Genomic DNA, 22,069 nt, shown 5'->3' on the forward strand with positions numbered 1-22,069 from the left:
GGGCGACCCGCGAGGCGGCAGGCGACCGGCGCGGTGAAGTCGGCGGCGACTGGCCGGTTCGCCCGCCCCCGCCCGAACGGTGCCTGCCCCGGTTCATCGGCCCCTGACCAGGTTGATCGATCCCCACCGGGTTGATCGATTCCTGGCCCGGTTCAGAAGAGCGGGAGCTGCCCGGGGAAGTCGGGAACGGTGTACCCGTCCAGCGTGGGCTGCGCCGCCCCGAGGGACGCCTCCTGGCGCGAGCCGGGACACGAGACCAGTTCCCCGCTCCCGCGCGCACCGGGCGGATCGTGCCGGGCGAACCGCCCCGCGACGACGGCGATCTCCCGACGGCACTCGGGGCAACTCCTGCGACGCGATGGCATGGGATCAGTGTGCCCCCGCGAGTCCGGGACGCTGCCTCCCGCCCGCCACCGGCGGCAAGCAGCAGCGCTCCGGACAATGAACTGAATTACCCGGAATTTCCCCAGTCATCGAATTCGATCCACGAAAACAAAGCAGCACAGAACGGAACGGAACCCGGCCGCCCAGAAATCCGGTACGGCCACGCGAGCAATCCCGCCCAGGACGGTCACTGGACACCACCGCCCGGAAGCAGCACCGCCTCCACCCCATCCAGCAGGATCAGACGCGGATCCCCTACTGAACCACTCACCCACCGGGCCCACACGACACAATCCCCCCAGACCGACCGGCCGACCACCAGAGGTTCCGCCCGTCCACCGGGCCGTCACCGACGCCGAGGCCGGCTCACCCCCGACCGCAACTCCCCTACTTCAGCAGGGCAGTTCACACAGGCGGCGTTCCCCCGCCACGAGCAAGACGTGGCAGTCCTCCTTGCCGACCACCCTGGCGGCCCCGACGTCGCCACTCTCCCCGCGAACCCCCTGGATGCGCCGCGTGTCGACCTGGCCGCAGAACCCTTTCGAAGGATCCGCGCCTCTCCCCGAACGCCTTCTCCCACGCCTTCGCAACCCGGCCACTGTCGACGCGGACGGCAATCACGCTTCCGGCTGCGGTGACCCCTGCCATTCCGAGAACCTGATTGCGGGCGAAGCCCTACCGCTGCCGCGCATCCCGGCGCTCACCGATTTCAGCCGGAATTCGCGACCACCAGACCGACCTCACAACGAGGAAGAACCGACCCGCCCTCCGGCCGACCACCCCCAGCCGCGCCCATGCCACCGGGACCCTGCTCGACGAACTCGGCGAGCACGGCCCGCCCCGGGGCCGACAGCGCGGGAGCGGCACAGCAGGACGCACAGGCGACCCCGGACATGACTAAGGGCCCGTGACCTGCTGTAAGCAGGTCACGGGCCCTTAGTTCCCATGTGGCGGCGCGTGGATTCGAACCACGGAAGGCTAAGCCGGCAGATTTACAGTCTGCTCCCTTTGGCCGCTCGGGCACACCGCCAGGGTTGCTGCCCTTGAGCCGCGCTTTCGCGGTGCTCCCTGGCAACGACGTAAACGATACCTGATGCTCGGGGATGCTTCGCCACCCAATTGATCGACGCTTGGGGGGAGGGGGGTGGCTAGGCTTATGCGGATGCGGCCGGAGGCCTACGCCGGGCTCGACTGCCGCCCCTACGCACCCCGATACAAGGAGCCACAGGACATGGCCGACTCCAGTTTCGACATCGTCTCGAAGGTCGAGCGGCAGGAGGTCGACAACGCCCTCAACCAGACCGCCAAGGAGATCTCGCAGCGCTACGACTTCAAGAACGTCGGCGCCTCCATCTCCTGGTCCGGCGAGAAGATCCTCATGGAGGCGAACTCCGAGGAGCGGGTGAAGGCCGTCCTCGACGTGTTCGAGACCAAGCTGATCAAGCGCGGCATCTCGCTGAAGTCGCTGGACGCCGGTGAGCCGCAGCTCTCCGGCAAGGAGTACAAGATCTTCGCGACGATCGAGGAAGGCATCTCCCAGGAGAACGCCAAGAAGGTGGCGAAGATCATTCGCGACGAGGGCCCCAAGGGTGTGAAGGCCCAGGTGCAGGGCGAGGAACTGCGCGTCAGCTCGAAGAGCCGTGACGACCTTCAGGCCGTTCAGGCCCTCCTCAAGGGCAAGGACTTCGACTTCGCCCTGCAGTACGTGAACTACCGGTAGAGCGCCCGACGGGTGGCATGACGCAGCCGCGGGAGCGGTCGGCGGCGCGAGGAAGGGTGGGCACCCGGGGTGTCCACCCTCTCGTCCGCAGGCCGCGAGCCCGGTGATGCGGGGTCAGCGGCGCGAGTCGCCGAACAGGATGCGGTAGAGAATCAGCAGCACGAGCGAGCCACCGATGGCGGCGACCCAAGTGGCGCCGTCGTAGAAGTGCTTGCTGACGGGGTGGTCCAGCCAGCGGGCCGATATCCAGCCGCCGACGAAGGCACCCACAACCCCGACGACGGTCGTTCCGATGAAGCCACCCGGGTCGCGCCCCGGCAGCAGGAACTTGGCGATGGCGCCTGCCAGCAGCCCCAGAATGATCCAGCTGATGATGCCCATGTTCTGAGCCTGCCCTTCCGTTCTGTACTCACGCTGTCCCGGCCCTGCGATTTCGGTCCGGGCGGGCCGAGCCCGCGCTGTCCGGGTCCCGTGCGGAGCCCGTGCTCGATGCCGTGTCGGCACCGTGCTGATGAACAGGACGTCGCTGTGGCTCCCGTCGGTTGCGTCTGTCAGTAGGGTGCGGCGCATGACGCCGTACAGCACCGAGTTGCGCCGCACGCTGGGAGTCGGCGACGCCGTGGTCATCGGGCTCGGCTCGATGATCGGTGCCGGGATCTTCGCCGCGCTCGGTCCCGCCGCGCGGGCGGCCGGATCCGGGCTACTGCTCGGACTCGCCGTCGCGGCGGTCGTCGCCTACTGCAACGCGATGTCCTCGGCCCGGCTCGCCGCCCTGTACCCCGCTTCCGGCGGCACGTACGTCTACGGGCGCGAGCGGCTGGGGGCCTTCTGGGGATATCTGGCGGGCTGGTCGTTCATCGTCGGCAAGACAGCCTCGTGCGCGGCGATGGCACTCACCGTGGGCGCGTACGTCTGGCCCTCGCACGCGCACGCGGTGGCGGTCGCCGCGGTGGTCGCCCTGACCGCCGTGAACTACGGCGGGATGCAGAAGTCGGCCTGGCTGACGCGGGTGATCGTGGCCGTGGTCCTGGCGGTCCTCGCTTCCGTGGTGGTGGGGTGTCTCGGGTCCGACGCCTCCGACGCCGGGCGGCTGGGCGTCGGACTGTCGTCCGGCGCCGCAGGGGTGCTTCAGGCGGCCGGGCTGCTCTTCTTCGCGTTCGCCGGGTACGCGCGGATCGCGACGCTCGGCGAGGAGGTACGCGATCCTGCCCGCACCATTCCGCGCGCGATCCCGTCGGCTCTGGGTATTGCGCTCGCCGTGTACGCGGCGGTCGCTGTTGCCGTCCTTTCGGTGCTCGGACCGGAGGGGCTGGGACTTGCCCCGGCCCCGTTGGCGGACGCTGTCAGGGCAGCCGGGCTGCCGGAGCTCGTGCCGGTCGTGCGGGTGGGGGCTGCCGTGGCCGCGCTCGGCTCTCTTCTCGCCCTGATCCTGGGTGTCTCACGGACCGCGCTGGCCATGGCCCGTGACCGTCATCTGCCGGCCGCCCTGGCCGCCGTCCATCCGCGCTTCCAGGTGCCGCACCGGGCGGAGTCGGCCGTGGGCGTGGTGGTCGCCGTACTGGCCGCGACCGTGGACGTCCGGGGCGCGATCGGCTTCTCCTCCTTCGGTGTGCTGGCGTACTACGCGATCGCCAACGCCTCCGCCTGGACACTGAGTCCGGCCCCGGCATCGCGCGTCGTGCCGGCGCTGGGGCTCCTCGGCTGCGTGACGCTGGCCTGCGCCCTGCCGGGCGCATCGGTGGTCGTCGGCGCGGCCGTCCTGGCGGTGGGGGCGGCCGCGTACGGCGTACGGCTGTGGGCGGCTTCTCGCTGAGAGCTCTCCCGTGTTTCCCGTGTTTCCCGTGTTTCCCCGTGGATCGGCGCGCGGCGTCGCACGCCGGGCATGTCGAGGCGGAGGGTGCTCGTCATCCTGGGCGTGTTCGGGCGATCAGTGGGTCAGGAAGCCCGGGGCGCCGTCGTGCGTATGGGGAAGTCGGACCAAATAGGGAGGTCCGCGCCGTCGTTGGACTCCTCGTACCAGCCCGCTCCCTCCAGCCAGGCGAGCAGCCAGGTCGCGAGGTCGGGCGCGTCCACGTACCAGGCGTGGTCGGATCGGTCGGCGTTCGGATCGAAGAGCAGGACCGTGCCGTCGGGACTCTGGCAGTCCACGCACGCGTACATTCCGCAGCCCCAGTGGGATATGGGCAGGAGACCCTCGGGCCACGGCCAGTCGGGATCCTTGCGGCCGCTCTCGCGGCTGGCGAAGTATTGCGGAACCGCCGCCGGTTCGCCCGACGGCGGGCCGTCGAGCAGGGGCAGCAGACCGTATTCCGGACCGAATCCGCCGTCCCCGATGCGAAGGTAGAGCGACGCGAGCAGCGCGGGCAGCGGGAAGCCGAGGACAGCCTCGGCACGGGCGACCTCATCCGGTCCCACGGGCGCGGGAAGTGAAGGCCAGCCCCACGGGCGGGTGTTGCGGGCCTCCGTAGCGACCCGTGCCAGCAACTGCTCGATTTCGGTCATGGATTCATGATGCAGCTCGCCACTGACAATCGGGGAGCCTGTGGAAAACCCTCGCATGCCGCGGGCGTCGGCCCGTCTTCGGCGAGGAGTGAGGCGAGTGGGCCCGTGCGGCTAGCGCCCCGCGAACGGCTCGTCCGTGCGCACGATTTCGCGTCCCAGCGGGAACAGCGAGATCGGGATGAGCTTGAAGTTGGCGATGCCGAACGGGATGCCGATGATGGTGATGCACATGGCGATGCCCGTGACGATGTGGGCGAGGGCGAGCCACCAGCCCGCGAGGACGAGCCACAGGACGTTGCCGACGCAGGACGGCGCGCCGGCGTCGTGGCGCTCCACCGTCGTATAGCCGAACGGCCACAGCGCGTAGATACCGATACGGAACGACGCGATGCCGAACGGGATGCCGATGATGGTGATGCACAGGATGATGCCTGCGGTCAGGTACCCGAGGAACAGCCAGAAGCCGCTCAGGATGAGCCAAATGACGTTCAGGATGGTTCTCATTGCTGACGACCTGCCATCTGCTCGAGCCGGGAGATGCGCTCCGCCATCGGCGGATGCGTAGAGAACATCTTCGACATTCCCTGTCCCGGGCGGAAAGGGTTCGCAATCATCATGTGGCTGGCGGTCTCGATGCGCGGCTCGGGGGGCAGCGGCAGCTGCTTCGTGCCCGCGTCGAGCTTGCGCAGCGCGCTCGCGAGGGCGAGGGGGTCGCCGGTGAGCTGGGCACCGGACGCGTCCGCCTCGTACTCTCTTGAGCGGCTGATGGCGAGCTGGATGAGGGAAGCGGCGAGCGGGCCCAGGATCATGACCAGGAGCATCCCGAGAATGCCGGGACCGTCGTCGTCGTTGGACCGGCCGACGGGGATCAGCCAGGCGAAATTGACCAGGAACATGATCACGGACGCCAGGGCGCCGGCGACGGACGAGATCAGGATGTCGCGGTTGTAGACGTGACTGAGTTCGTGGCCGATGACACCGCGCAACTCGCGCTCGTCCAGGATGCGCAGGATCCCCTCGGTGCAGCACACGGCCGCGTTGCGCGGGTTGCGGCCCGTCGCGAAGGCGTTCGGCGCTTCGGTCGGCGAGATGTACAGGCGCGGCATGGGCTGGCGGGCCTGCGTGGAGAGATCACGGACCATGCGGTACAGGGCCGGGGCCTCGAACTCACTCACCGGGCGGGCACGCATCGCGCGTAGAGCCAGTTTGTCGCTGTTCCAGTACGCGTACGCGTTCGTCCCGATCGCGATGAACAGGGCGATGATCAGGCCGGTGCGCCCGAAGAAGCTGCCGATGACGATGATGAGTGCGGACAGTCCCCCGAGGAGTACGGCTGTCCTGAGCCCATTGTGCCGGCGGTGCACGGTAGCCCTCCAAGTCGTGCGGCGGGGGAACCCTTTGCTAGCTGGTGCTGCTTCCACTCTTCAGTGGACCCTCCCGTACAGGTCAACGCCAGACGGGAAGCTCTAGTTCCCTTGTGCGCGCTGCCTGGCGCTTGGGCCGTCCGGGTGATTCGGACGGGGCTCCACGCGCGCGTGTGCCTCTGGGACGGGGCGAAGAGACCCTTCAGGAGTGGTGCTTCAGAAGAGGACGGTCTCCGAGAAGCGGAGGATCAGCTGGGGTGCCCCGGACAGGACCACGCCCAGAACGGCCGTCAGGGCGATGGCCGCGGTGAGCGGAGCCGGTGCGCGGTGCGTGCCCGGCTCGCCTTCGGGGGCGCGGAAGAGCAGCGTCGTCCACTGGAGGTAGTAGAAGAGCGCGATCACCACGTTGACGGCCATGACGACGGCCAGCCAGCCGAGCCCCGCGTCGACGGCCGCCGAGAAGACGGTCACCTTGGCGAAGAGGCCGATGATGCCCGGCGGCAGACCGGCGAGGCAGAGCAGGAAGAAGCCGAGGACCAGCGCGGACAGGGGGCTCCGGGCGTACAGGCCCCGGTAGTCGCTGAGGCGGTTCAGGGGACTTCGGCGGGCCACCATGGCGGCCACGGCGAAGGCGCCGAGGTTCACGGCGGCGTACATGAGGGCGTACGCGAGCGTGGAGCCGATGGCCTTCTGCGCGTCCTTGGAGTAGGCGGCGGCCGCGATCGGGACCAGGAGGTAGCCGGCCTGTCCGACGGAGGACCAGGCGAGCAGCCGTACCGCGCTGTACGCGCGCGTGGACCGCTGTCGCAGGGCGCCGACGTTCCCGGCCGTCATGGTGAGGGCCGCCAGTCCCGCCAGCGCCGGACCCCAGACGTCCGCGTACGAGGGGAAGGCGACGACGGTGACGAGGATGAGCCCGGAGAAGCCGACCGCCTTGCCGACGACCGACAGATAGGCGGCGATCGGCAGGGGCGCCCCTACGTAGGTGTCGGGCACCCAGAAGTGGAAGGGAACGGCGGCCGTCTTGAAGGCGAAGCCGACAAGGGTGAGGACGACGCCGGTCTGCGCGAGGGTGTGGAACTGTCCGTCGACGTGCTGGATCCGGTCGGCGATCCGGGTGAGGTAGAGGGTGCCTGTCGTCGCGTAGACGAAGCTGACCCCCATGAGGCTGACCGCGGTCGCGGTGACGGAGGACAGGAAGAACTTCAGGGCCGCTTCGGAGGACTTCTTGTCTCCGCGTCTGATGCCGACGAGCGCGAAGGCGGGCAGCGAGGCGACCTCCAGGGCGACGATGAGGGTCGCGAGGTCGCGGGAGGCCGGCAGGAGGGCGGCACCTGCGGCCGAGGAGAGCAGCAGGAACCAGTACTCCCCCTCGGGGAGTTCGCGCTCCGCGTCCTTCAGGGCGGTGACCGACAGCAGGGCGACCAAGAGCGCGCCGCCGAGCACCAGGAGCTGGACGACCAGGGTGAAGCGGTCCGCCACGTAACTACAGGTGTCCGTGGCGCTCGTCAGGCAGAACGTGGCCCGGTCGCCGTTCCGGAGAGGGATGAGCAGCAGCGCGGACGCGGCGAGGCCCGCGACGGACATCCAGCCGAGTACGGCCTTCCTCGCGTCGCCGATGAAGAGATCGGTGACGAGCACGACGAGTCCGACGACCGCCGCGAGGGTGGGCGGCGCGATGGCGAGCCAGTCGACGGACTGGACCAGGGAACTCATCGGGTGCCTCCTGCGAGGAGCTGCTGTACTGCCGGGTCGGTCAGGCCGAGCAGGGCCCGGGGCCACAGACCGGCGACGACGGTGAGGGCGACGAGCGGCGTCCAGGCGGCGAACTCGTAGGTCTGGACGTCGATGAGCTTCGGCGACTCCTGGGCCGTCGCGCCCATGCAGACGCGGCGTACGACGATGAGCATGTACGCGGCGGTGAGCAGCGTGCCGAACGCCGCGATCGTCATGAACGTCAGATAGGCGGGACGGCTGAGGCCGGCGGCGGGCTCGAACGCGCCGAACATGGCCAGCATCTCGCCCCAGAACCCGGCGAGGCCCGGCAGCCCGAGCGAGGCGACGGCGGCGAAGGCCAGCAGGCCGCCGAGGCGTGGTGCCCTGCCGTACAGCGCGGCGCCGGACTCCTCGGCGAGGGAGTCGAGGTCGGTGGTGCCCGTGCGGTCCTTCAGCGCTCCGACGAGGAAGAAGAGGAGGCCGGTGATGAGGCCGTGGGCGATGTTGGCGAACAGCGCGCCGTTCACGCCGGTCGCGGTCATCGTCGAGATGCCGAGCAGGACGAAGCCCATGTGGCCGACGGAGGAGTACGCGATGAGCCGTTTGAGGTCGCCCCTCGCGCCCCGCTTGGCCAGGGCCAGGCAGGCCAGGGAACCGTAGATGATCCCGACCACGGCGAAGGCGGCGAGGTAGGGGGCGAAGGTCCGGAACCCGTCAGGCGTGATGGGCAGCAGGATCCGGACGAACCCGTACGTTCCCATCTTCAGCATGACGCCGGCCAGCAGGACCGAGCCGACCGTCGGGGCGGCGGTGTGGGCGTCGGGCAACCAGCTGTGCAGCGGCCACATCGGCGTCTTGACCGCGAGCCCGATCCCGATCGCCAGAACTGCTGTGACCTGCACGGATGTGCTCAGCGACCGGCCGTTGTCAGTGGCGAGTGCCACCATGTCGAATGTGCCCGCCTTGATTCCGATCAGGAGCAGGCCCAGCAGCATGACGACCGAACCGAGCAGGGTGAAGAGGATGAACTTCCAGGCTGCGGCCTGGCGCTGGGCACCTCCCCATCGTGCGATGAGGAAGTACATCGGGATGAGCACCGTCTCGAACGCGACGAAGAACAGCAGCAGATCGAGGACGGCGAAGGTCGCGAGCGTGCCGGACTCGAGGACGAGCAGCAGTGCGACGAATGCCTTCGGGGTCGGGCCCGCGGGCATCTTGAAGTAGGAGTACAGCGCGCAGAGGAAGGTCAGCAGCGCGGTCAGGACCAGAAGGGGGAGGGAAATGCCGTCGATGCCGAGGTGGATCCGCACGTCGAGTGCGGGGATCCAGCTGATGTCCGTGGTGGCCTGCATCTTCGACGGGTGGTCGTGGTCGAAGCCGAGCGCGAGGACGATCGCGGCGATGAGGACCACGCCCGTGACGATCACGCCGTGGCGCAGCACAGCCTGTTCGGGCGACTTCCCCTTCAGTCCCGGCGGGGCCGGCAGAAGCGCGGCGGCGGCCCCGATGAGCGGGCCGACGACGATCAACGCGAGAAGAATCTGCATCACGGATTCACTGATATCGATCACGCCTGCTCACGCTCCCGTGGCGACGAGGAGGGCGGCGACCACCAGGACGACGGTGCCGGCGAGCAGCGCGCTCACATAGGTCTGCACATTGCCGGTCTGCGCACGCCGAACGGCGGTGCCCAGCCAGCGGGGTAGGGCGCCCGCGCCGCGTACGTAGGTGTCGACGACCTCTCGGTCGAGGAACCGGACGAGCGAGGCTCCGGCCTGGACCGGGCGGACGAACAGCACGGAGTACACGGCGTCGAGGTGGAAGCCGACGGCCGCGTGGCGGTGCAGCGGGCCGAGCAGCAGCCGGCTCGGATCCGCCGGGTCGGGCGCCTGGGCGACGTCTCCGTAGGCGGGTTCGTGGGTGGCGATGGCCTCGGCCTCGACGTGTCCGGCGTCGGCGTCCGGGTGGGCCGCGACCGCGCCCAGGGGGACGCGGACCGCCAGGGTGGTGGTGTGCCGCCAGGCTCCGTACGTGACGATCCCGCCGACCAGGGCGAGTCCTGTGCCGAGCACCGAGGTGGTGAGGACCGGCGTCAGGTCGCGGCCGTCGAACCAGTCGGGCAGCGGACCGAACGCCAGGCCGAACACGAGCGAGGGGATGGCGAGCACCCACAGCACCGCCGTCATGGTGACCGGCTGCCTGCCGTGGTCGGGGGCCTCGGTCCCGTGGCCGCGGAAGGCCAGCAGCCACAGCCGGGTCGCGTAGGCGGCGGTGAGGACGGCGGTGACCAGTCCGGTGACCAGGACGATCCAGCCCGAGGCACCGGGAGCCTGCCCGGTGTGGCCGGTGGCGACGTGCTCGGCGGCGCCGAGGACCGCCTCCTTGGAGAAGAAGCCGCTGAACGGAGGGATCGCGGCGAGGGCGAGCAGCGCCACGGTCATCGTCCAGAAGGCGTCGGGGACTCGGGTGCGCAGGTCCTTCATCCGGGACATGGCGGCCAGCGAGTTGGTGCCGGAGGCGTGGATGATCACGCCGGCGGCGAGGAACAGCAGCGCCTTGAAGGCGCCGTGCGCGAGGAGGTGGAAGACGGCGGCACCGCGGTCGCCGACGGCGAGGGCGCCGGCCATGTAGCCGAGCTGACCGATCGTCGAGTAGGCGAGGACCCGCTTGATGTCGTCCTGGGCGAGTGCCGCGAGGCCCGAACCGACCATCGTGACGCCGGCCATGACGGCGAGGACGACCATCGCGGCCGTGGAGGCCTGGAAGACGGGGAGGAGCCGGGCGACGAAGTAGATACCGGCGGCGACCATCGTCGCGGCGTGGATCAGCGCGGAGACGGGTGTGGGGCCGGCCATCGCGTCGGGCAGCCAGGTATGAAGCGGGAAGAGCGCCGACTTGCCCGCCACGCCCGCGAGGAGCAGCAGGGCGACGACGGTCGGGTGGTGCAGCCCGCCGCTCGCCACTGCGCCGAGGACCTTGGTGATCCGGAAGGAGCCGGCGTCGGTGGCCAGCGCGAACAGACCGATGAGGAAGGGGACGTCACCGAGCTTGGTGACCAGGAAGGCCTTGAGGGAGGCGGCGCGGGCTTCCGGGGTCTCCCAGTAGTGGCCGACCAGGAAGTACGAGCAGATGCCCATGATCTCCCAGCCGACCAGGAGCACCATCAGGTCGCCGGAGTAGACGACGAGCAGCATCGCGGAGGTGAACAGGGAGACGAGAGCAGCGTACGAGGGGTAGCGCGGGTCGTCGTGCAGATAGCCCGTCGAGTAGATCTGCACACAGCTGGCGACGACGCCGACGAGTACGGCGACGAGGGCGGCGAAGCCGTCGATGTGCAGGCCCAGTTCGATGGGGACCGAGCCGGTCGGGGTGAGCTCGGTGTGCGTGTCGATGGCCTGGCCGCCGCCTTGGTGGACCGCGACGAGCACGGCGAGGACGAGCGACGCGAGGGCCGGCAGGACGGCGAGCGGGCGGACGAGGCCCGGGGCCGTGCGGCCGAGGAGGAGTCCGGCGACGGCGCCGAGGAACGGAAGGAGGGGGACGAGGACGGCGAGGGTGGTCGTGGTCACGCGGTGGCCTCAGCCTTCTCGGCCGCGGGGGCGTCGCTGTCGGGGTCGTCGGGGCCGTGGCCCTCGGCGGTGTCGCGGAGCTTGTCGATGTCCGAGGTGCCGCGGTTGCGGTACACGGCGAGGACGATCGCCAGGCCGATGCCGATCTCGGCGGCGGCGATGGCGATGGTGAACAGGGTCAGCGCCTGGCCGGAGTGCAGCGTGTCGCGGGCGGCTTTGGAGAGCCAGACGTCGAAGGCGACGAGGTTCAGGTTGACGGCGTTGAGCATCAGCTCGACCGACATCAGGACCAGGATCGCGTTGCGGCGAGCAAGGACTCCGTACAGGCCCGTGCAGAACAGGAGGGCGGCGAGGACGGCGGGATAGGCGAGGTGCATCAGCTGACACCTTCCTTGTTCTGCTTGCCGTCGCGGCTTCCGGGGACGCGCGGGGTGGCGGCCGTCGTGGCCGGCGGTGCGGTGTCCGCCTTCGCCTTGCGGGATAGGACGATCGCGCCGACCAGTGCGGCGAGGAGGAGAACGGAGAGCGCTTCGAAGGGAAGTACCCAGTTCTGGAACAGGCTCGCTCCGGTCACCTCGGTGGAACCGGCGGCGGCGCCCTTCAGGTCGACCCAGGTCGTACGGAAGGCGTCGACGACGACCCAGACCAGGGCGCCGGCCGAGGCGACGGCCACGGTCAGCGCCGCCCAGCGGTTGCCGGAGTCGGCGTCCGGGGAGCGGCCGATCGGGGCCCTGGTGAGCATCAGACCGAACAGAAGGAGGACCACTACCGATCCGACGTAGATGAGGACCTGCACCCAGGCGATGAACTCGGCCGTCAGCAGCAGGTATTCGACGGCGAGTCCGCCGAGCGCGACCACGAGCCACAGGGCGGCGTGCACCAGCTGCTTGGTGGTGACGGTGACGATCGCGGCACCGAAGGTGAGCAGGCCGACGAGGAGGAAGGCGATCTCGACGCCGGTCGGGGACAGGAAGCCGTGGGTTGCGGCGGCGAGACTCACTCGTCCCCCTCCTGAGGCTCGGCCCGCTCTGCCGCGAGTTTGTCGGCGGTCTTGCGGGCGGCCGCGAACTCCTTGGGCTCCTCGGCGCCGGGGTCGAGGGCGGGCGGGGCCGGGACGGTCCACATCCACTCGCGGAGCTTGTCGCGTTCGTGGGTGAGTTCGTGGATGTCGGTTTCCGCGTACTCGAACTCCGGAGTCCAGAACAGCGCGTCGAAAGGACAGACCTCGATGCAGATACCGCAGTACATGCACAGGGAGAAGTCGATGGCGAAGCGGTCGAGGACGTTGCGGCTGCGCTCGCGGCCTCCCGGGGCGGGGGCCGGGACCGTCTCCTTGTGGGAGTCGATGTAGATGCACCAGTCCGGGCACTCGCGGGCGCACAGCATGCAGACCGTGCAGTTCTCCTCGAAGAGGGCGATGACTCCACGGGTGCGGGGCGGGAGTTCGGGCTGGACGTCCGGGTACTGCGCGGTGACGGTCTTCTTCGTCATCGTGCGGAGGGTGACGGCCAGGCCCTTGGCGAGGCCGGAGCCAGGAATGGGGGCCATGGTTACGCGATCACCACCTTGACGATGCCGGTGAGGGCGATCTGGGCGAGGGACAGTGGGACGAGGAGGGTCCAGGAGAGTTTCTGGAGCTGGTCCTCGCGCAGGCGGGGGTAGGTGACGCGGAGCCAGATGACGACGAAGGCGAGGATCGCGGCCTTCAGGAGGGTCCAGACCCAGCCGAGGCCGTCGGCGCCCCAGGGGCCGTGCCAGCCGCCCAGGAACAGGACGGTGGTCAGACCGCACAGGACGACGATCCCCGCGTACTCGGCGAGCAGGAACAGGGCGAAACGCAGGCCCGTGTACTCGGTGTACGCGCCGAAGATGATCTCGGAGTCGGCGACGGGCATGTCGAAGGGGGGCCGTTGGAGCTCGGCGAGGCCGGCGACGAAGAACACGATCGCGCCGACGATCTGCCAGGGCAGCCACCACCACCGGAAGGCGTCCACGATGCCGGGGAGCGAGACCGTGCCCGCGGCCATCGCCACCGAGGCCGCGGTCAGAAGCATCGGGAGTTCGTACGCGAGGAGCTGCGCGGCGGTGCGCAGGCCTCCCAGGAGGGAGAACTTGTTGGCCGACGCCCAGCCCGCCATGAGCGAGCCGAGGACGCCCACGCCCATGACGGCGAGGACGAAGAAGATGCCCGCGTCGACGACCTCGCCGACCGCGCCCTCACCAGGGCCGATCGGGATGGCGAGGAGGACCAGGAGGTACGGGAGGAGGGCCACCGCGGGGGCGAGCTGGAAGATACGCCGGTCCGCGCCCGCGGGGACGATGTCCTCCTTCTGCGCGAACTTCACGCCGTCCGCGACGAGCTGGGCCCAGCCGTGGAAGCCGCCCGCGTACATCGGGCCGAGACGGCCCTGCATGTGGGCCATCACCTTGTGCTCGGTCTGGCCCACGATCAGGGGGAACGTCAGGAACACGACGAAGACGACGAGGAGGCGTAGGGCGACGTCGAGAGCGTCGTTCACTGCGTGCCTCCGGAGGGGTCGTCGGGGGTGGGGGCAGGGGCGGGCTTCGTCCCCGAAGCGGAGGTCGAGCCTGAACCGGCGGAATCCTGCCCGGAGTCGGGCTCGGGCTCCGGGCCAGACTCCGATTGGGGCTGGGGCTTCGGATCAGACTGCGATTGGGATTCAGGCTCCGGCTGAGGCTTCGCCTGCGGCTGAGCCTCGGGCACGGGCACGGCCTCCGGCTTCGGCTCGGGCTCGGCCGTCGCCTGAGGCCGGGCCTCGGGCTCAGGCTTCGGCTCGGGCTCGGCCGTCGCCTGAGGCCGGGCCTCGGGCTCAGACTTCGCGTCGGGAGCCGGGGCGGGCTCGGGCTTCGGCTCCGGCGTCGCCTCGGGCTCCGGTGCCGGTTCCGGCTCCGGCGTCGTCCCGGGCTTCGGTGCCGGTTCCGGCTTTGGTGCCGGTTCCGGGTTCGGTTCCCGTTCCGGCTTCGGTTCCGAGTCGTCGAACGCCGGCTTCGGCTGGTGCCATGGCGCGTCGGAGCTGCGCGGTGCGGCGGGCCTTCGGCCGGGACTCGTCGTCGAGTCCGGCTCGGCTGCCCGCGAGGCGCTCGCCGGAGCGGTCGGTTCGGGGGGCGTCAACTGTTCCGTGACAGCCGCCGGTTCCTCCGCGGCCGTCGGCTCTTGCACAGACGCCGGAACGTTCCCAGCCCTCGGGCCGTTCGCGGCCGTCGGTCCCGGTGCGGGCGGCGGGGATTCCGGGTGTGTCTGGTGGGCGAGTTGGCTGGCGGAGCCCTGGCTGGCGCTGCGGGACCGGCGTGCGGGGCGCGCGGCTTCGGCACCGGGAGCGGCAGCAGCTGCGGCGGACGCCGTGTCCGCTCCCGTGGCACCCGTGCTCGCGCTCGCACCCGCGGTCGCGTCGGTAGGGGCTGCGGGTGTCTGGCCGGTCGAGCCCTCCGCCGCCGTGCGGGTCCTGCGGGCCGGGCGGTCGCCGGCGGGGCGGGCCGCGCCACGGGCGGGGCGGGACGGAGCCGGGGGGAGCTGGCCCTTGAGGGGGCCCCATTCGTTGGGGTCGGGGACGCCGGGCGCCAGCATCTGCCTGCGCTTGGGGCCGCCGTGCTCGGACTCGCCGGGTTCCTTCGCGCCGGGCCAGGCCTTGGCGACGCGGGCGGCCAGGACGAAGTCCTTGCGGAGGGGGTGGCCTTCGAAGCCCTCCGGCAGTAGCAGGGGGTCGAGGCCGGGGTGGCCCTCGAACGTGACCCCGAACATCTCGTGGGTCTCGCGCTCGTGCCAGGCGGCGCCCGCGTAGACGGTGACCGCCGACGGGAGCGCCGGGGCCGTGTGCGGGACGGTCGTACGGACGAGGAGGCGGTGCAGCGGGGACAGGGCCACGACGTGGGCAGAGACGCGGAAGCCCGTGCCGGGTTCGTCGACGGCGCTCAGCCAGTCGAAGTAGGTGCAGCCCAGGGTGTCGCGGGCCGTCTCCAGGGCCGCGATCCAGGCAGCGGGCGGTACGTCGACCGTCAGGACCTCGTACGACTCCTCGGCCGTGGCGTCGGGGCCGAAGAGGTCCTCGGCGGAACCGGGAAGCCAGCCGACGGTCATCGGTCCTCCTCACCGGGGGCGGCCGGATCCGTTTCCGGAACGCTCGTCGCCGAAGGAGCCGACGGCGCGGAAGGAGTCGGTGGAACCGGCGGAGCCTGTGAAGTCGACGGAACCGGTGGAGCCGGTGGTTTCATCAGGTCGCTCTGGAGCGCGGCGGCCGACGGGCGCGGCGCATCGGACCCGTAGCGCTCCCCCAGCGATTCCCGGGCGATCTTCTCCTGGAGCTTGAGGATGCCCTGGAGCAGGGCCTCGGGGCGGGGCGGGCACCCGGGGACGTAGACGTCGACGGGGATGATCTGGTCGACGCCCTTGGTGACGGAGTAGGAGTCCCAGTAGGGGCCGCCGCAGTTGGAGCAGGCGCCGAAGGAGATGACGTACTTCGGCTCGGGCATCTGCTCGTACAGGCGCTTGACGGCGGGGGCCATCTTGTCCGTGACCGTGCCCGACACCACCATCAGGTCGGCCTGGCGGGGGCCCGGCGCGAACGGGATCACGCCGAGGCGGATGAAGTCGTGGCGGGCCATCGACGCGGCGATGAACTCGATCGCGCAGCAGGCGAGGCCGAAGTTGAAGACCCAGAGCGAATAGCGGCGGCCCCAGTTCAGGACCACCTTCATCGGCTCGGGAGCGAGGCGGGCGAGCGCGCCGAGCCGCTTCGGCTCGGGGAGCGACACCGGCGCCGGCACCGGCTGTTCCGGGGCGGAGGGGGTCACGCCCATGTCAGGACGCCCTTCTTGTATGCGTACAGCAGGCCCACGGCCAGGAAGCCGAGGAAGATGAACATCTCGACGAGCGTCGCGGAGCCGTAGCCGGGAGCGGCGAAGACCGTGGCCCAGGGGAAGAGGAAGATCGAGTCGACGGCGAAGATGACGTAGAGGAAGGCGTAGACGTAGTAGCGGACCTGGGTGTGGGCCCAGCCCTCGCCGACGGGGTCGACTCCGCACTCGTACGTCAGGAGTTTCTCGGGGGTCGGGACCACGGGCCGCAGCAGGCGGCCCGCCCCGAACGCGACGGCGACGAACAGCACGCCCACGACGGCGAGCAGCCCGACGACCGAGTAGGACTGGAAGTAGTCCGCCGCGACGACGGTTCCGGTCGCCGTGACAACGGTCGGTTCCGACACGTCAGCCCCTCACTCCCTGACCTCGTTGCGCCCCGTCGTGCGCCGTCGCGCACTCTGTGATGCGCCATGTTCGACGATCTGTACGGACGGGAGTCTAGGGCCTGCTAAAGAGAGCGTAAGCAGCCCGTCACGTCTCGACCATCCCTCGGCTCTCGGTGACGTGTTCACGTCTCACGGTGTGAACACGTCCCGGTGGGACCCCGTCGCCACATCGCCTGCCGGTTCGTCGTCACGTCCGGTCGTCGTCATGCCCGGTCCTCGCACGTCCAGTCGCCGTCCCGCCCGGCCCTCGTACGTCCAGTCGCCGTCCCGCCTGGCCCTCGTACGTCTGCCGTCGTCACATTCGGTCGTCGTCACGTACGGTCCGCACCCCTGGGGTGGGGTTATCCCCAGTGCATCGCGGCGGCCCACCTCATGGCGCGGCGGCGCGCCGCCGGGCAGGCTAGCGGATATGACCGAACGCATCACGCCCGCCGGGCCGCCGGACGCCCCGTCCGACGGTGAACGGCCGCCCGCCGTACGTCCCGCCCTTGACCAGCAGACGTGGAAGGAGATCGCCCATCTCCTGGTGAATCTGCCGGCCTCGATCGTCGGGTTCGTGTACGTGGTGACCATGCTCGCCACGGGCGCCGGTCTCGCCGTGACCGTCGTCGGGCTGCCCCTGCTCGCGGCCGGGCTGCGGGGTTCGCGGCAGCTGGGCAAGCTGGAGCGGTCGCGGGCGCGGCGGCTGCTGGGGCTGCGGATCGACGAGCCGAGCCCGTTGCCGGTGCGCCGGACCGGCTTCTTCGGCTGGCTGTGGTCGAGTCTGAAGGACCCGGTGGGCTGGCGGGCGGTGCTGTACGACCTCATACGGCTGCCCTGGGGCATCGTCACCTTCACGGTGACGCTCGTGTCGCTGTTCGTGCTGTGGCCGGTGCTGCCGTTCATCGCGCGCGGCCTGACGAACGTGGACCGGGCGATGGTGCGCGGGCTGCTGTCGCCCTCCGACGAGTTGGAGCGGCGTATCGCCGAACTGGAGTCGGACCGCGGGGTGGTGGTCGACACGGCCGCCGCCGATCTGCGCCGGATCGAGCGCGATCTGCACGACGGGGCGCAGGCCCGGCTCGTCAACCTCGCGATGGGGCTCGGCCTGGCGAAGGAGAAGCTCCTGGAGGACCCCGACGCCGCGGCGTCGATGGTCGACGAGGCGCACGGCGAGGTGAAGCTCGCCCTTCAGGAGCTGCGTGATCTGGCCCGCGGGATCCACCCGGCGGTCCTCACCGACCGGGGTCTGGACGCCGCGCTGTCCGCGATCGCCTCGCGGTGCACCGTGCCCGTGAAGGTGAGCACGGAGCTGGAGACGCGGCCGGCCGCCGCCATCGAGGGCATCGCGTACTTCACCGTCTCCGAACTGCTCCAGAACGTCAGCAAGCACAGCAGGGCGAGGTCCGCGTCGGTCGACGTCTGGCGGACGGACGATCGTCTGCTCATCCAGGTCAGGGACGACGGCCGCGGCGGGGCCGGCGTCGACGGCGGTACGGGTATGGCGGGGCTCGCGGACCGGCTCGGAGCGGTGGACGGTCTGTTCGTCGTCGATTCGCCGGCGGGCGGTCCGACGGTCATCACAGCCGAACTGCCGTGGCGGGACCGCCAGAACGAGCCCGCGCGGTAACCGTCGTATCAGGCCCGAGTGCGGGTCGTCAGCGGGCCCGCAGGCCGGTCGTCGTACGGGCCCACGTTCACTCGATGGAGACCTCCGGCTGGAAGGCAGGGGTCCTCGGTGGGTCCGCGAAAGGTCCGCGGAGGTCCGCAGTGGGTCCGCGGAGGGTCCTCGGAGGTCCACGGAGGTAGGGAAAACCCCCCGTTCAAGACGCCGATCCGCTCCATGTCGGGGTGGGCCCCGGGACGGCAGGCTTGGGGAAGCAGCCGACGCACGGAAGTAGTCGGCGCGCGGAACAAGCCGAGGCACGGAACAAACGAGGGCGCGGAACAAACCGACGCGCGCCGACAAATCAACGCACGGAACAAGCCAAGTCGCAGGACAAGCCGACCCGCAGGACGAGACGAGAGAACGGACGGACCGATGGCCACGGACTACGGACACGGATACGGGCACCGCGGCGGGCCCGGATCCGACGAGGCGGGCGCCGGCGGGAGGTCGCACCGTCTTCCGGCCCCGCTACGGGCGCCGTTCGAGGCCCGCACCCTGCGCGAGTTCGGCTATGTGCTGCTGGGCCTGCCGCTCGGGATCCTCATGTTCACGTTCGCCGTCACGATGGTCTCGCTCGGCGCGGGCCTGCTGGTCACCTTCCTGGGGGTCCCGGTGCTCGCCGCCGCACTGGCCGGCTGCCGTGGCCTCGGCTCGCTGGAGCGGGCGCGGGCGCGCGCGCTGCTCGGTGTGGAGGTGGCCGAGCCCGAGCCGCTGAGGATGAAGAAGCACGGGGCGATGGCGTGGATGGGCGCCGTGCTCAAGAGCGGCACGTCGTGGCGGCACCTGCTGTACGCGGTGATCCAGTTCCCGTGGTCGGTGTTCTCCTTCGTCGTCGCGCTGAACTTCTGGGTGTACGGGTGGGCGCTGCTCACGTATCCGCTGTGGTTCTGGGTCTTCCCGATGTACGGCGGCCAGGACGGACTCCAGCTGTACGGCGACGGCACGCACTCGATCTATCTGGACAACCCGTTCGAGATCACGGTGACCGCGCTGGTGGGACTGCTCTTCACGATGGCGACCCCGTGGATCGTGCGGGCGCTGACGCTCGTGGACCGGCTGATGGTGAGCGGGCTGCTCGGCCCCTCCCGGCTGGCCACGCGTGTGGTGGAGCTGGAGTCGGACCGTGGGGTCGTGGTCGACACGGCCGCCGCCGATCTGCGCCGGATCGAGCGCGATCTGCACGACGGGGCGCAGGCCCGGCTCGTCGCCCTGGCGATGGATCTGGGGCTCGCCAAGGAGAAGCTGACCGAGGACCCCGAGGCGGCGGCGCGGATGGTGGACGAGGCGCACGGCGAGGTCAAGACGGCGTTGCAGGAGCTGCGGGATCTCGCGCGCGGCATCCATCCGGCGGTGCTGACGGACCGCGGGCTCGACGCCGCGCTGTCCTCTGTGGCCTCGCGGTGCACGGTGCCGGTGCAGGTGGAGGTCGACCTGGGTGCGCGGCCGGCGCCCGCGATCGAGGGGATCGCCTACTTCACCGTCTCCGAACTGCTCCAGAACATCAGCAAGCACTCCCGTGCGACGCGGGCGACGGTGGATGTGTGGCGGGTGGAGAACCGGCTGATGATCCAGGTCGGCGACAACGGGGTCGGCGGGGCCGATGCCACCGAGGGGTCGGGCCTGGCGGGGCTCGCGGAACGGCTCGACGCGGTGGACGGGATCCTGGTGGTGGACTCGCCGCCGGCCGGTCCCACCCGGATCACGGCGGAGCTGCCCTGGCGGGGCTGAGAAACCCCGGCACGCCGGTACCCCGGTGCCCCCCACCGGGGTACCGGCGTGCCGGCATGTGCCGGTTGCCGGGGCAGCGCGTACCCCGGTGGGGTGACAGTCCCGGGACAGCACGTACCCCGGTGGGGTAACAGGTCCCCGGGCAACAGGGCCCGGGGACAACGGTGCCCCGGGCAACAGGACCCGGGGCAACACGGACCAGGACCTCTATTCGCGTCGCTCGGGCGCGCCCCGGCCCCAATGCTGGAATGCTGGGGTCTGTCGTACGAGCGGGCACGAACCCGGCGGAGCCGGGGGCGGCCGGGGTGGGCTCTGGGGGGCCGAAAAATCGTGGAGGACAGAGTGCGTGTGGTCATCGCCGAGGATTCAGTGCTGCTCAGGGAGGGCCTGACCCGGTTGCTGACCGACCGTGGGCATGATGTCGTGGCAGGGGTCGGTGACGGCGACGCGCTGATCAAGACCATCACCGAGTTCGCGGCGCAGGACGCGCTGCCGGACGTCGTCGTCGCGGACGTCCGGATGCCGCCGACGCACACCGACGAGGGCGTGCGGGCGGCCGTGCAGCTGCGCAAGGCTCATCCGGGACTCGGTGTGCTGGTGCTGTCACAGTACGTGGAGGAGAGGTACGCCACCGAACTGCTGGCCGGTTCGAGCCGTGGCGTCGGCTACCTGCTCAAGGACCGGGTCGCCGAGGTGCGCGAGTTCGTGGACGCGGTCGTGCGGGTGGCCCAGGGGGGTACCGCGCTCGACCCGGAAGTGGTGGCGCAGCTGCTGGGCCGCAGCCGCAGGCAGGACGTGCTGGCCGGGCTGACGCCGAGGGAGCGCGAGGTCCTCGGGCTCATGGCCGAGGGCCGGACGAACTCCGCCGTCGCCCGTCAGCTGGTGGTCAGCGACGGCGCAGTCGAGAAGCACGTCAGCAACATTTTCCAGAAGCTCGGCTTGTCACAAAGTGACGGGGATCATCGGCGTGTTCTGGCCGTCCTCACATACTTGAACTCATGACGATCTGACAGTCTGTCAGTTGTCGAGCAGAACCAAAGGGTGACACGGGAACGTCATCCGAGGAAGGGGCCGGGGGGCAGGAAATAACATGACACATCAGCATGTCAGGACGTCTCAAAACAGCGTCCATCATACGAATGGCCGAAGGAAGGCGACCCTTACCGACGTAGGGTTGAAATAGGAAGGGTCTGCGGGAAGACCACTCCCGGACAGCCGCCTCAAAGGAGGTCCAGTTCAGTGACGAGCAAGGTCAGCAGCCCAACGGAACAGGCCGACGAAGCCGTCGTAGGAGAACAGCGCAAACCGCCGGGGGCGAAGGACGTCCGCCGGCTGGACCGGGTCATCATCCGGTTCGCGGGGGACTCCGGTGACGGTATGCAGCTCGCCGGCGACCGGTTCACATCGGAGACTGCCTCCTTCGGCAACGACCTCTCGACCCTGCCGAACTTCCCTGCCGAGATCCGCGCGCCCGCAGGCACACTGCCGGGCGTTTCGTCTTTCCAACTGCACTTCGCCGACCACGACATCCTCACGCCGGGCGACGCGCCGAACGTCCTCGTGGCGATGAATCCGGCCGCGCTGAAGGCGAACATCGCCGACGTGCCGCGCGGCGCCGAGATCATCGTCAACACGGACGAGTTCACCAAGCGGGCGATGCAGAAGGTCGGCTACGCGACCAACCCGCTGGAGGACGGCTCGCTGGACGGCTACAACGTCCACCCCGTCCCGCTCACGACGATGACCGTCGAGGCGCTCAAGGAGTTCGAGCTCTCCCGCAAGGAGGCCGAGCGTTCCAAGAACATGTTCGCGTTGGGGTTGTTGTCGTGGATGTACCACCGGCCGACCGAGGGTACCGAGAAGTTCCTGCGGACCAAGTTCGCCAAGAAGCCGGACATCGCGGCCGCCAACCTCGCCGCGTTCCGGGCCGGTTGGAACTTCGGCGAGACGACGGAGGACTTCGCCGTCTCCTACGAGGTGGCGCCTGCCTCGAAGGCGTTCCCGACCGGCACCTACCGCAACATCTCCGGGAACCTGGCCCTGTCCTACGGTCTGATCGCCGCCTCCCGGCAGGCGGATCTGCCGCTCTACCTGGGCTCCTACCCCATCACCCCGGCCTCCGACATCCTGCATGAGCTGAGCCGGCACAAGAACTTCGGTGTGCGCACCTTCCAGGC

21 protein-coding genes and 1 tRNA gene are annotated in these 22,069 nt (G+C 70.0%); 6 read left to right on the forward strand and 16 right to left on the reverse strand.

Annotated features, from left to right (window positions below; translation table 11 throughout):
• Positions 1 to 152: 152 nt before the first annotated feature.
• Together ABZV42_RS32010 and ABZV42_RS32015 are read right to left on the reverse strand one after the other, a co-directional pair.
• Positions 153 to 365 (reverse strand): hypothetical protein, encoded by a 213-nt coding sequence (locus ABZV42_RS32010; RefSeq protein ID WP_356054805.1) that lies wholly within the window; start codon positions 363 to 365, stop codon positions 153 to 155.
• Positions 366 to 1,332: 967 nt separating this feature from the next.
• Positions 1,333 to 1,414, reverse strand: a tRNA-Tyr gene (locus ABZV42_RS32015).
• Between the two features lie 201 nt (positions 1,415 to 1,615).
• Here ABZV42_RS32015 and ABZV42_RS32020 point away from each other — a divergent pair.
• Positions 1,616 to 2,104: a YajQ family cyclic di-GMP-binding protein gene (locus ABZV42_RS32020; RefSeq protein ID WP_351863196.1), complete on the forward strand. Its 489-nt coding sequence runs from the start codon at positions 1,616 to 1,618 to the stop codon at positions 2,102 to 2,104.
• 114 nt (positions 2,105 to 2,218) lie between these two features.
• Here ABZV42_RS32020 and ABZV42_RS32025 read toward each other — a convergent pair whose 3' ends face one another.
• A complete protein-coding gene (locus tag ABZV42_RS32025) occupies positions 2,219 to 2,485 on the reverse strand; it encodes a GlsB/YeaQ/YmgE family stress response membrane protein (RefSeq protein WP_356054807.1) in 267 nt (88 codons plus the stop codon).
• Between the two features lie 187 nt (positions 2,486 to 2,672).
• Here ABZV42_RS32025 and ABZV42_RS32030 point away from each other — a divergent pair, with 187 nt between their 5' ends.
• Complete coding sequence (locus ABZV42_RS32030) at positions 2,673 to 3,917, forward strand: APC family permease (RefSeq protein WP_356054809.1); 1,245 nt, start codon at positions 2,673 to 2,675, stop codon at positions 3,915 to 3,917.
• Positions 3,918 to 4,039: 122 nt separating this feature from the next.
• Here the strand turns inward: ABZV42_RS32030 and ABZV42_RS32035 are convergent, their stop codons facing one another.
• The 13 genes from ABZV42_RS32035 to ABZV42_RS32095 form a co-directional block, all read right to left on the reverse strand.
• Positions 4,040 to 4,606 carry an SMI1/KNR4 family protein gene (locus ABZV42_RS32035; RefSeq protein WP_355987519.1) on the reverse strand — a complete coding sequence of 189 codons (567 nt, stop codon included), beginning with the start codon at positions 4,604 to 4,606 and terminating at the stop codon, positions 4,040 to 4,042.
• 111 nt (positions 4,607 to 4,717) lie between these two features.
• Positions 4,718 to 5,110: a YccF domain-containing protein gene (locus ABZV42_RS32040; protein WP_355987517.1), complete on the reverse strand. Its 393-nt coding sequence runs from the start codon at positions 5,108 to 5,110 to the stop codon at positions 4,718 to 4,720.
• The gene (gene htpX, locus ABZV42_RS32045; protein WP_355987515.1) at positions 5,107 to 5,970 is read right to left on the reverse strand and encodes a zinc metalloprotease HtpX; all 864 of its coding nucleotides are present in this window, start codon (positions 5,968 to 5,970) and stop codon (positions 5,107 to 5,109) included. Before htpX ends, ABZV42_RS32040 begins: the two co-directional genes overlap by 4 nt.
• Before the next feature lie 216 nt (positions 5,971 to 6,186).
• Positions 6,187 to 7,686, reverse strand: a complete 1,500-nt coding sequence (locus ABZV42_RS32050) for an NADH-quinone oxidoreductase subunit N (RefSeq protein WP_356054812.1) — start codon at positions 7,684 to 7,686, stop codon at positions 6,187 to 6,189.
• Positions 7,683 to 9,257 carry an NADH-quinone oxidoreductase subunit M gene (locus ABZV42_RS32055; RefSeq protein WP_356054814.1) on the reverse strand — a complete coding sequence of 525 codons (1,575 nt, stop codon included), beginning with the start codon at positions 9,255 to 9,257 and terminating at the stop codon, positions 7,683 to 7,685. The genes ABZV42_RS32050 and ABZV42_RS32055 overlap by 4 nt, the downstream gene beginning before the upstream one ends.
• Positions 9,258 to 9,263: 6 nt before the next feature.
• The gene (locus ABZV42_RS32060) at positions 9,264 to 11,255 is read right to left on the reverse strand and encodes an NADH-quinone oxidoreductase subunit L (RefSeq protein ID WP_355987509.1); all 1,992 of its coding nucleotides are present in this window, start codon (positions 11,253 to 11,255) and stop codon (positions 9,264 to 9,266) included.
• Positions 11,252 to 11,632 (reverse strand): NADH-quinone oxidoreductase subunit NuoK, encoded by a 381-nt coding sequence (gene nuoK / locus ABZV42_RS32065; protein WP_351542567.1) that lies wholly within the window; start codon positions 11,630 to 11,632, stop codon positions 11,252 to 11,254. The genes ABZV42_RS32060 and nuoK overlap by 4 nt, the downstream gene beginning before the upstream one ends.
• A complete protein-coding gene (locus ABZV42_RS32070; RefSeq protein ID WP_355987506.1) occupies positions 11,632 to 12,255 on the reverse strand; it encodes an NADH-quinone oxidoreductase subunit J in 624 nt (207 codons plus the stop codon). Before ABZV42_RS32070 ends, nuoK begins: the two co-directional genes overlap by 1 nt.
• Positions 12,252 to 12,803, reverse strand: a complete 552-nt coding sequence (locus ABZV42_RS32075) for an NADH-quinone oxidoreductase subunit I (protein WP_356054816.1) — start codon at positions 12,801 to 12,803, stop codon at positions 12,252 to 12,254. The genes ABZV42_RS32070 and ABZV42_RS32075 overlap by 4 nt, the downstream gene beginning before the upstream one ends.
• 2 nt (positions 12,804 to 12,805) lie before the next feature.
• A complete protein-coding gene (locus ABZV42_RS32080; RefSeq protein ID WP_355987502.1) occupies positions 12,806 to 13,774 on the reverse strand; it encodes a complex I subunit 1 family protein in 969 nt (322 codons plus the stop codon).
• The gene (locus tag ABZV42_RS32085; protein WP_356054818.1) at positions 13,771 to 15,351 is read right to left on the reverse strand and encodes an NADH-quinone oxidoreductase subunit C; all 1,581 of its coding nucleotides are present in this window, start codon (positions 15,349 to 15,351) and stop codon (positions 13,771 to 13,773) included. The genes ABZV42_RS32080 and ABZV42_RS32085 overlap by 4 nt, the downstream gene beginning before the upstream one ends.
• Positions 15,348 to 16,070, reverse strand: coding sequence for an NADH-quinone oxidoreductase subunit B family protein (locus tag ABZV42_RS32090; RefSeq protein WP_355987497.1), 723 nt, complete (start codon positions 16,068 to 16,070; stop codon positions 15,348 to 15,350). Before ABZV42_RS32090 ends, ABZV42_RS32085 begins: the two co-directional genes overlap by 4 nt.
• Positions 16,061 to 16,474, reverse strand: a complete 414-nt coding sequence (locus tag ABZV42_RS32095; protein ID WP_355987495.1) for an NADH-quinone oxidoreductase subunit A — start codon at positions 16,472 to 16,474, stop codon at positions 16,061 to 16,063. Before ABZV42_RS32095 ends, ABZV42_RS32090 begins: the two co-directional genes overlap by 10 nt.
• A 451-nt stretch (positions 16,475 to 16,925) precedes the next feature.
• Here ABZV42_RS32095 and ABZV42_RS32100 point away from each other — a divergent pair, with 451 nt between their 5' ends.
• The 4 genes from ABZV42_RS32100 to ABZV42_RS32115 form a co-directional block, all read left to right on the forward strand.
• On the forward strand, positions 16,926 to 18,125 hold the full coding sequence (locus ABZV42_RS32100; protein WP_356054820.1) for a sensor domain-containing protein: 1,200 nt from the start codon (positions 16,926 to 16,928) through the stop codon (positions 18,123 to 18,125).
• A gap of 411 nt (positions 18,126 to 18,536) precedes the next feature.
• Positions 18,537 to 19,892, forward strand: coding sequence for a sensor domain-containing protein (locus tag ABZV42_RS32105; protein WP_356054822.1), 1,356 nt, complete (start codon positions 18,537 to 18,539; stop codon positions 19,890 to 19,892).
• A gap of 342 nt (positions 19,893 to 20,234) precedes the next feature.
• Positions 20,235 to 20,894: a response regulator transcription factor gene (locus tag ABZV42_RS32110; protein ID WP_355987488.1), complete on the forward strand. Its 660-nt coding sequence runs from the start codon at positions 20,235 to 20,237 to the stop codon at positions 20,892 to 20,894.
• Between the two features lie 237 nt (positions 20,895 to 21,131).
• Positions 21,132 to 22,069 (forward strand): 2-oxoacid:acceptor oxidoreductase family protein (locus tag ABZV42_RS32115; RefSeq protein WP_356054824.1); only part of this gene is annotated, 938 nt, incomplete at its 3' end.

Origin of the sequence: Streptomyces sp. NPDC005281 (assembly GCF_040607495.1) — a bacterium.
Classification (GTDB): Bacteria; Actinomycetota; Actinomycetes; order Streptomycetales; family Streptomycetaceae; genus Streptomyces.